Below are 9443 nucleotides of genomic sequence, written 5' to 3'. Positions count from 1 at the left end.
GCGGCGCCAGCGCCCGCCGTCGGCGGGCCGGGGGCCGCGGGCCCCCCCGAGAAAGCAGGCGGGGGCACGGAGATCAAGTTCGCGCCGGGCAGGGAGATCGTCGTGGAGGCGCGGCTGAACGGCGGCACGTCGGTCCGGCTGCTCCTCGACACCGGCGCGCAGCGGACGGTGATCAACCCGCGCGTGCTCGTCGCGGCGGGCGTCGTGCTCAGCACGGGCCAGGCGATGCAGATGAAGGGCGCGACGGGTACCGCGAGCGTCAGCACCGTCCAGGTGGACTCGGTCGAGGTCGGCCAGGCCAGGGTCGGCAAGCTCGCCGTGATCTCCCACGACATTGAGCAGGACGGCGTGGACGGGCTCCTCGGGCGCGACTTCCTCGACCAGTTCAAGGTCTCGATCGACAACAAGGAAGGCATCGTCACCCTCAGTCCGAAGTAAATCGCGGGCGTGATACCATGACCCTCTCGGTCATGGACTACAAGGCCACGCTGAACCTGCCGAAAACGGCCTTCCCGATGAAGGCCAACCTGCAGCAGACCGAGCCGAAGATGCTCGAGTGGTGGCAGCAGTTCGGGATCTACAAGCGCCTGCGCGAGGCCGCCGCCGACCGGCCGCTCTGGATCCTCCACGACGGCCCGCCCTACGCCAACGGCAACATCCACCTGGGCACCATGCTCAACAAGGTCCTCAAGGACCTCGTCGTGAAGTCGCGCTCGATGCTCGGCTTCAACGCGGTCTACGTCCCCGGCTGGGACTGTCACGGGCTGCCGATCGAGCATCAGGTGGACAAGGAGCTCGGCCTCGACACGGCCACGACCGACGTGCGCCAAGCCATGGACCCCGTCGAGAAGCGGCGCAAGTGCCGCGAGTACGCGCTGCGCTTCATCGACATCCAGCGGAACGAGTTCAAGCGCCTCGGCGTGTTCGGCGACTGGGAGCACCCCTACATCACGATGGCGCCCGACTACCAGGCGATCATCGCGCGCGAGTTCGGACGCTTCGTCGGCCGCGGTCTCGTCCACAAGGGGCTGAAGCCGGTCCACTGGTGCATGCACTGCAAGACGGCGCTCGCCCAGGCCGAGGTCGAGTACGAGGACCAGCGGACGCCGTCCGTGTACGTGAAGTTCCCGCTGACCTCGGTGCCGGCAGAGCTCGCGACGAAGCTCGCGGGCCGTCCCGCCTTCGCGGTGATCTGGACGACCACGCCCTGGACGCTGCCGGCCAACCTCGCGATCGCGGTTCATCCGACACAGACCTACATCGCGGTCGCCGTCGCGGGCGAGGTCTATGTGGTCGCGCAGGCGCGCGTGACCGACCTTCTCGGGCTGTTCAAGAGCTCGACACACGACGTCCTGACGTCTTTCGATGGGCAGAAGCTCGTCGGGCACGGGTTCCGGCACCCCTGGATCGCGCGCGAGGGCAAGATCGCCGCCGCGGACTTCGTCGCGATGGACACGGGCACGGGGCTCGTCCACATCGCCCCGGGACATGGCGAGGAGGACTACGAGCTCGGCCGGTCGCTGGGCCTCAAGGTCTACAACCCGGTCGACGACGACGGTCGCTTCGTCCCGGACGTGGAGCGCTTCGCGGGCCTCACCGTCTGGGAGGCGAATCCCAAGATCGTCGAGCATCTCCGATCGCTCGGCATGCTCATCGCCGAGCGCCCGCTCGACCACACGTACCCGCACTGCTGGCGCTGCAAGAACCCGACGCTCTTCCGCGCGACCGAGCAGTGGTTCATCGAGCTCGACAAGCATGGCTTCCGCGCGCGCGTCCTCGACGCGATCAAGCGTGACGTCCAGTGGATCCCGCCGTGGGGCCAGGACCGAATCTTCAACATGGTCGCGCACCGTCCCGAGTGGGTCATCTCACGTCAGCGTGTCTGGGGCGTGCCGATCGTCGCCTTCTACTGCGAGGGGTGCGGGACGCTGCTCCTCGAGGAGCGGATCGTCGAGCACGTCGCCGCGATCTTCCGCGCGGGGCAGGGCGGGGACGAGTGGTACGCGCGCGAGGCGCGCGACCTGCTGCCCGCCCGCACGCGGTGCGCGACGTGCGGTGGCGAGCGGTTCCGGAAGGAGACGGACATCCTGGACGTCTGGTTCGACTCCGGGTGCAGCCACGCGGCCGTGCTCGAGACGCGGCCCGAGCTCCGCTGGCCGGCGGAGATGTACCTCGAGGGATCGGACCAGCACCGCGGCTGGTTCCAGTCCTCGCTGCTCGAGTCCGTCGGCACGCGTGGCGCGCCGCCGTACAAGAGCGTCATCACGCACGGCTTCTTCGTCGACGGCGAGGGCCGGAAGATGTCCAAGTCCCTCGGCAACGTCATCGGCCTCGAAGACGTCCTGCCGAAGTACGGCGCCGAGATCCTGCGCCTGTGGGTGGCCGCCGAGGATTATACGCAGGACATCCGGGTCTCCTTCGAGATCCTGGACCGGCTCGCCGACGCGTACCGGCGGATCCGCAACACCTTCCGGTTCCTGCTCGGCAACCTGGGTGACTTCGACGCCGCGCGCGACCGCCAGTCGTACGCGCGCTTGGACGAGGTCGATCGCTGGATCCTCGACCGGCTCGGGCGGCTCATCGGGCGCGTCCGCCACGCCTACGAGGAGTACGAGTTCCACACGGTCTTCCACGCGGTCCACAACTTCTGTGCCGTGGACCTCTCGGCGCAGTACCTCGACATCATCAAGGACCGCCTCTACACCTCGGCGGCCGACGACCCGCGCCGGCGCGCGGCGCAGACGGCGTGCTACGACATCTTCGGCGCGCTCGCGCGACTCCTGGCGCCGATCCTCACGTTCACCGCCGAGGAGGCATGGCGCCACCTGCCCGGCGGCCGGAGCGAGAGCGTCCACCTCGAGCGCTTCCCCGAGGAGCCCGTCGAGTGGCTCGACGACCGGCTCGCGGGCGAGTGGAGCCGGCTTCTCGAGGTGCGCCGCGAGGTTGCGAAGGCGCTCGAGACCGCGCGGGCGCAGGGGCTCATCGGGAGCGGGCTCGCGGCCCGCGTCCTCCTGATGTCGGCGCCCGAGGACCTGCCCGGGCTCCTCCGAGCCAAGCGCGCGCTCCTGCCGACGCTCTTCATCGTCTCGCAGGTGGAGCTGCAGGCGGCGCAGGCGCGGCCCGCCGTCCGCTACGAGAGCCAGGAGATCCCCGGGCTCGTCGTGGGCGTGGACAAGGCGCGGGGCCGGAAGTGCGCGCGCTGCTGGACCTGGAGCGAGCGGGTCGGCGAGAGCCGCGAGCACCCCGACCTCTGCGAGCGCTGCGTGCCTGTGGTGACTTCGTCGCGCTCATGACGCGCATCGCCGCGACGCACGTCGCGGTCGTCGCGAGCGTCGTGCTCGTCCTGGACCAGGTCACCAAGCTCCTGGCGCTCGACCGTCTCGCACCGGGCGCGCCCGTCCCGCTGATCGACGGGATCCTCTCGCTCACGCTCGTCTTGAATCGCGGCCTCGCGTTCGGGCTCCTCGCCGGCGTGCCCCCGGGCTGGCGCTGGGTCGTCGCGCTCCTCTCCATCGCCGCGCTCGCCGTGCTCGTGCGCGTGGCGCTGCACGTGCTGCCGGGCGGGCGGCCGATCGACCACGGGACGCTCGGCCTGATCTTCGGCGGCGCGGTGGGCAACCTGATCGACCGCGCGCGGTTCGGCGCCGTCGTGGACTTCGTGGACGTCCACTACCGCGCCTGGCACTGGCCGGCATTCAACGTCGCCGACTCCGCGATCACCGTCGGCGTGGCGCTGCTCGCGCTCCGGCTCATGACCGACCGGGCGGCGCGCGCGACCTGACGCGTGAGCGCGCTCCGGGTCGAGCCGGCGGCGGCCGGGACACGGCTCGATCGCTTCGTCACCGACCGCTTTCCCGACCTGTCACGCGCGCGCGCGCAGGGCCTGATCGCGGCCGGTCACGTGCGCGTGAACGGCGCGTCCGCGAAGCCCGCGCACCGGCTCCGTGCGGGGGAGACGGTCGAGGTCGAGGTCCCGCCGCTCCCGCCCGAGACGCTCGTGCCCGAGCCCGCCGCGCTGGCGATCGTCCACGAGGACGCCGACGTGCTCGTTCTCGACAAGCCCGCGGGGCTCGTCGTCCATCCGGGCGCCGGCCACGCGCGCGGGACGCTCGCCGCGGCGCTGCTCGCCCATGCGCCGGGCATCGCCGGCGTCGGCGGCCCGCGGCGGCCCGGGATCGTGCACCGGCTCGACAAGGACACCTCGGGGCTCCTCGCCGTCGCCAAGACGCGCGCCGCGTACGATTCGCTCGTCGCCCAGCTCGCGCGCCGCGCGGTCACCCGGACGTACCGCGCGATCGTGCACGGCCGGGTCGGACCCGTCGCGGGCGTGGTCGACGCGCCGATCGGCCGCCACCCGCACGACCGCGTGAGGATGGCGGTGCGCCCCGGCGGCCGCGGCAAGCGCGCGGTCACCCGCTACCGCGTCCTCGAGCGCTTCGCCGGCTTCACGCTCGTCGAGGCGAGCCTGGAGACCGGGCGCACCCATCAGATCCGCGTCCACATGGCGTCCCTCGGCCACCCCGTCGCGGGGGACGACGTCTACGGCGGCCGGCGCCGGCGGCCGCTGCCGGTGCCCTTCGCGGGGCTGGCCCTCCACGCGGTGGAGCTCGCGTTCGTTCACCCCGTCACGGGCGAACACCTGAAGTTCGCGTCGCCCCTCCCGCCGCGGATGCAACGACTGCTGTCTCACTTGAGCGACAGCCGGTGACCCTCGCCGCGTCGGATTGTCCACAGTCGGCTGGCGCGTCCTCGGCGAAAAGCTGCGGATCCAGGCCGCCGGCGCCATGGCATGGGCTTTGCGGGCCGGTGCGATAGAATGAAGGTTACCGCCATGAAGGACCTCAGCGTCGTCATCCTCGCCGCGGGCGAGGGCAAGCGGATGCGCTCGCGGCAGCCCAAGGTGCTCCACCCGCTCTGCGGCCGTCCGCTGCTCGGCTACACGCTTCGGACGGCGCGCGCCCTCGCGGACCGGCTCGTCCTCGTCGTCGAGCCCAACGCGGACGGCGTGCGCGCGGTGGCGGGCGAGGGCGTCGCGATCGTCGAGCAGCGCGAGCGGCTCGGCACCGGCCACGCCGTCTTGCAGGCGCGCCCGGCGTGCGGCGAGGGGACGATCCTCGTGCTGCCCAGTGACACGCCGCTCCTCTCTAGCGAGACGCTCGAGCGCCTCGTCCGCCATCACCGTGCGACCGGCGCGGTCGCGACGCTGCTGACGGCCGTCGTGGACCGGCCGCAGGGCTACGGGCGGATCCTCCGCCAGAGCGGGCGCGTCAAGCGCGTCGTCGAGGACCGCGACGCAACCGACGACCAGAAGAAGATCACGGAGATCAACACGAGCGTCTACTGCTTCGAGGCCAAGCGCCTGTGGAAGGCGCTCGCCGAGGTCAAGCCCGACAACGACCAGGGCGAGTACTACCTGACCGACGTCGTGGGCATCCTCGCCAAGGCGGGCGGGCGCCTCGAGGCCCTCGCCGCGCCCGACCCGGTCGAGGCGCTCGGGATCAACGACCGGAAGCAGCTCGCCGCCGTCGCGGCGCTCCACCGCCGGCGGATCCTCGACCGGCTCATGGACGCCGGGGTGACGATCCTCGACCCCACGAGCACCTACGTCGAGGACACCGTCACGATCGGTCCCGACACGACGATCTATCCCCAGGTCGTTCTCGAGGGCGCGACCGCGATCGGGAGCGACTGCGTGATCGCCTCCGGCTGTCACGTGACCGGCAGCCGCCTCGGGGACCGCGTGATCCTCAAGCCGTACTGCGTGCTGACCGAATCGGTCGTCGAGGATGGCGCCGTGATGGGACCGTTCTGCCACCTGCGACCGAAGTCGCACGTCGGCGCGGGAGCGGAGATCGGCAACTTCATCGAGCTCAAGAAGGCGAAGGTCGGCCGGAGGACGAAGGCGCACCACGTCGGCTACCTCGGCGATGCGACCATCGGCGACAACGTCAACATCGGCGCCGGCACCATCTTCGTCAACTACGACGGCGCCGCCAAGCATCAGACCATCGTCGGCGACGGCGCGTTCGTGGGGAGCAACTCGAGCCTCGTCGCCCCGCTCACCATCGGCGAGGGCGCGTACATCGCGGCGGGCTCCGTGATCACCAAGGATGTCCCGGCCGACGCGCTCGTCGTCGAGCGGTCGCCGCTGGTCGTGAAGGAAGGCTGGGCGGCCCGCCGGCGCGAGAAGCAGGCCGCCAAGCCGAAGGACTAGCCGCCGTGTGCGGGATCGTCGGCTACGTCGGTGACAAGAGCGCGACCGCGATCATCGTCGAGGGGCTCCGGCGCCTCGAGTACCGCGGCTACGACTCGGCCGGCATCGCCGTCCTGCAGGGCGGGCGGCTGGAGGTCCGGCGCGCCGCCGGGCGGCTCAAGGCGCTCGAAGGCGTCCTGCGCGAGCGGCCCGTCCAGGGCTCGCCGGGCATCGGCCACACGCGCTGGGCCACCCACGGCCGGCCGTCCGAGGAGAACGCGCACCCGCACACCGACTGCGAGGGCGCGCTCGTCGTCGTCCACAACGGGATCCTCGAGAACTATCTCGAGATCAAGGAGCGCCTGCTCGCCGAGGGGCATCGCTTCCGGTCCGAGACGGACACCGAGGTGCTGGCCCACCTGATCGAGCACCACCTCCGGGCGAGCGGCCGCCTCGACCGGGCGGTGAAGGCGGCTCTCGCCGAGATCCGGGGCTCGTACGCGATCGTCGTCGTCGCCGCGGCGGCGCCGGACCGGCTCGTCGCCGCGAAGCAGGGAGCGGGGAGCGTGGTCGTCGGGCTCGGCCGCGGCGAGATGTTCATCGCCTCCGACATCCCGGCGATCCTCTCGCACACGCGCGACGTCGTGATCCTCGAGGACAACGAGGTGGCGGTGGTGACGGCGGGCGGCGTCGAGCTCTCGACGCTCGAGGGCGAGCCCGTCCAGCGCGACCCGGTCAAGATCCTCTGGGACCCGATCATGGCGGAGAAGGGCGGCTATCGGCACTTCATGCTCAAGGAGATCAACGAGCAGCCGCGCGCGATCACCGACACCTTCCGCGGCCGCATCGCCCCCGAGACCGGCAGCATCGTCCTCCCCGACGTGCGGCTCGACCCCGACGCCGTGCGCGCGATCCAGCGCGTCGTGCTGGTCGCGTGCGGCACGGCCTTCCACGCGGCGATGCTCGCGCGCACGATGATCGAGCGCCTGGCGGGCCTGCCGGCCGAGGCGGACCTGGCCTCCGAGTTCCGCTACCGCGACGCGATCGTGGGCCCCGAGACGCTCGTGATCGCCGTCTCCCAGTCGGGCGAGACGGCCGACACGCTCGGCGCGGTGAAGGCGGCGCGGCTCAAGGGCTGCCCGATCCTCGCCGTCACGAACGTCGTCGGCTCCGCCCTGGCGCGCGAGGCGACGGGCGTGCTCTACATGCACGCGGGACCCGAGATCGGCGTCGCCTCCACCAAGGCGTTCGCCACGATGATCGTCGCCGGCTACCTCCTCGGCCTGTGGCTCGGCCGCCAGCGGGGCGCGATCACGGCGGAGGACGTGAGGAAGCGCATCCACGACCTCGTCGAGATCCCGCGCCTCGTCGAGAAGACGCTCGAGCTCGATCCGCAGATCTCGGCGCTCGCGCGCGAGCTCGCGCACGCGAAGGGCTTCCTCTATCTCGGGCGCGGGCTCCAGTTCCCGATCGCCCTCGAGGGCGCGCTCAAGCTGAAGGAGATCTCCTACATCCACGCGGAGGGCTACGCGGGGGGCGAGATGAAGCACGGGCCGATCGCGCTCATCGCCGACGACCTCCCCGTCGTGGCGCTGGTGCCGCGCGACGCCTCGTACGAGCGGATGCTCGGGAACATCGAGGAGGTGCGCGCGCGCGAGGGGCGCCTGATCGCCGTCTGCCACGCCGGCGACCGCACGGTCGCGGCGAAGGCCCGCCACGTCATCGAGGTCCCGCCCTGCGCGGAGCTGCTGGCGCCGATCCTCACCGTCGTCCCGCTCCAGCTCCTCGCCTACCACATCGGGGTGCGCCTGGGCTGCGACGTGGACCAGCCGAGGAACCTCGCGAAGTCGGTCACGGTCGAGTAAGATCGGGTGGCGAGGAGCCGATGACACTTCTGATCGAGATAGAGCAAGAAGAGGACGGCCGCTGGATCGCTGAAGTGGTCGACCTCCCGGGCGTGCTCGCTTACGGGAGAACTCGGGAGGAAGCCAAGGCGAAGGTCCAGGCGCTCGCGCTGCGTGTGGTCGCCGATCGTTTGGAGCACGGAGAAGCCGGTCCCGATCTCCTGAGCATTTCGTTCGCGGCCGCGTGAGTCGGTGGCCCAGCACGCGGGCGAGCCGTATTCTCGCGGCTCTCCTGCGGGTCGGCTGGACCGTCAAACGACAAACCGGCTCTCACCGTGTGTTGTCCCGTCCAGGGTGGGCCGACTTCGTGTTCGCGTTTCACGACGGTGAGGAGATCGGTCCGCGCATGTTCGCTCGCATCGCAAGCGTACTGGCCTCCGACCCGAGGATCTGTAGTGGCATAGGGAGTTTGCCGCGCGCCCGCTCGGGGATTCGCCTGCTTGCCGCGTCGGGGCGCCCCGCCCAGCCTCGTGTCGGAACCCGACCACACGATGCTGCAAACCCTCGCGTCGTATCACCTCGTCGCGCGCCCGTTCCTCCGGCTGAAGGACCGGTCGGCCGGCGCCGACGCTCAGACGCCGAGCAGCTTCGCGTACTCGGCGTGGACCCGCCGCTCGAAGCAGACCAGCCAGACCGTCCGCGGGGAGACGCTGTCGCGGAGGAACGCCTGGATCTCGCGCGCGGCGATGGCGCACGCGCGCGGGATCGGGTAGCCGTAGATCCCGCAGCTGATCGCCGGGAACGCGACCGACTCGAAGCCGCGCCCGGCCGCGAGCGTGAGGCTCGACCGGTAGCACGACGCGAGCAGCGCGTCCTCGCCCTCCTCGCCGCCGTGCCAGATCGGGCCGACGGTGTGGATGATCCACCGGGCGGGCAGGCGGTAGCCGCGCGTCAGCTTCGCCTGGCCGGTCTCGCACCCGCCGAGCGTCCGGCACTCGGCGAGCAACTCGGGTCCGGCGGCGCGGTGGATCGCGCCGTCCACGCCCCCGCCGCCGAGGAGGCTCCGGTTCGCCGCGTTGACGATCGCGTCCACGTCGAGCCCCGTGATGTCGTCGAGAATCAGCCGGATGCGGTCGTTCATCGCCGTGAGCATACGGTACAATCGCAAGGTGCTCGACCGCGAGGCGCTCCTCTCCGATCTGAACCCGCCGCAGCGCGAGGCGGTGACGGCGGGCGACGGGCCGCTCCTGGTGCTCGCGGGCGCGGGCAGCGGCAAGACGCGCGTCATCGCGCACCGGATCGCCTGGCTCCTCGGCGTCCGCGGCGTGCACCCGAGGCAGGTCCTCGCCGTCACCTTCACGAACAAGGCGGCCGGGGAGATGGCCCGGCGGGTCGAGGACCTCCTC

9 protein-coding genes and 1 pseudogene are annotated in these 9443 nt (G+C 71.3%); 9 read left to right on the top strand and 1 reads right to left on the bottom strand.

Translation table 11 applies throughout. From position 1 onward, the window contains the following. From VKG64_07810 to VKG64_07775, 8 genes and pseudogenes are all read left to right on the top strand, one after another. Window positions 1-438: retropepsin-like aspartic protease (locus VKG64_07810; protein ID HKB24947.1), on the top strand; the 438-nt coding region annotated here is incomplete at its 5' end. Window positions 439-455: 17 nt separating this feature from the next. After that, entirely contained in the window at window positions 456-3293 is a 2838-nt protein-coding gene (gene ileS / locus VKG64_07805) for an isoleucine--tRNA ligase (protein ID HKB24946.1), read from the top strand. Beyond that, window positions 3290-3781 (top strand): signal peptidase II, encoded by a 492-nt coding sequence (gene lspA / locus VKG64_07800; GenBank protein ID HKB24945.1) that lies wholly within the window; start codon window positions 3290-3292, stop codon window positions 3779-3781. Before ileS ends, lspA begins: the two co-directional genes overlap by 4 nt. Before the next feature lie 3 nt (window positions 3782-3784). Further along, entirely contained in the window at window positions 3785-4708 is a 924-nt protein-coding gene (locus VKG64_07795) for an RluA family pseudouridine synthase (GenBank protein ID HKB24944.1), read from the top strand. A 123-nt stretch (window positions 4709-4831) separates the two neighbouring features. Further along, the gene (gene glmU / locus VKG64_07790) at window positions 4832-6214 is read left to right on the top strand and encodes a bifunctional UDP-N-acetylglucosamine diphosphorylase/glucosamine-1-phosphate N-acetyltransferase GlmU (GenBank protein ID HKB24943.1); all 1383 of its coding nucleotides are present in this window, start codon (window positions 4832-4834) and stop codon (window positions 6212-6214) included. A gap of 5 nt (window positions 6215-6219) precedes the next feature. Beyond that, window positions 6220-8058, top strand: coding sequence for a glutamine--fructose-6-phosphate transaminase (isomerizing) (gene glmS / locus VKG64_07785; GenBank protein ID HKB24942.1), 1839 nt, complete (start codon window positions 6220-6222; stop codon window positions 8056-8058). Window positions 8059-8078: 20 nt separating this feature from the next. Next, window positions 8079-8285, top strand: coding sequence for a type II toxin-antitoxin system HicB family antitoxin (locus VKG64_07780; GenBank protein HKB24941.1), 207 nt, complete (start codon window positions 8079-8081; stop codon window positions 8283-8285). Then, window positions 8282-8493: pseudogene (locus VKG64_07775) on the top strand (type II toxin-antitoxin system HicA family toxin). The gene VKG64_07780 and the pseudogene VKG64_07775 overlap by 4 nt, the downstream one beginning before the upstream one ends. 175 nt (window positions 8494-8668) lie before the next feature. On the opposite strand, the gene VKG64_07770 reads toward VKG64_07775, so the two are convergent. Further along, a complete protein-coding gene (locus tag VKG64_07770) occupies window positions 8669-9178 on the bottom strand; it encodes an O-acetyl-ADP-ribose deacetylase (GenBank protein ID HKB24940.1) in 510 nt (169 codons plus the stop codon). Here VKG64_07770 and VKG64_07765 point away from each other — a divergent pair. Then, window positions 9165-9443, top strand: a 279-nt coding sequence (locus VKG64_07765; protein HKB24939.1) for a UvrD-helicase domain-containing protein, incomplete at its 3' end; no start/stop codon positions are given. The genes VKG64_07770 and VKG64_07765 overlap by 14 nt on opposite strands.

This window comes from Candidatus Methylomirabilota bacterium (assembly GCA_035260325.1).
In the GTDB taxonomy this organism is placed as follows: domain Bacteria; phylum Methylomirabilota; class Methylomirabilia; order Rokubacteriales; family CSP1-6; genus AR19.
This window is presented reverse-complemented; position numbering and strand designations above follow the sequence as displayed.

Coding starts and splice junctions, on each gene's coding strand:
- VKG64_07780 (HKB24941.1), top strand. CDS start 8,079: ATGACACTTCTGATCGAGATAGAGCAAGAAGAGGACGGCCGCTGGATC.
- lspA (HKB24945.1), top strand. CDS start 3,290: ATGACGCGCATCGCCGCGACGCACGTCGCGGTCGTCGCGAGCGTCGTG.
- VKG64_07770 (HKB24940.1), bottom strand. CDS start 9,178: ATGAACGACCGCATCCGGCTGATTCTCGACGACATCACGGGGCTCGAC.
- glmU (HKB24943.1), top strand. CDS start 4,832: ATGAAGGACCTCAGCGTCGTCATCCTCGCCGCGGGCGAGGGCAAGCGG.
- ileS (HKB24946.1), top strand. CDS start 456: ATGACCCTCTCGGTCATGGACTACAAGGCCACGCTGAACCTGCCGAAA.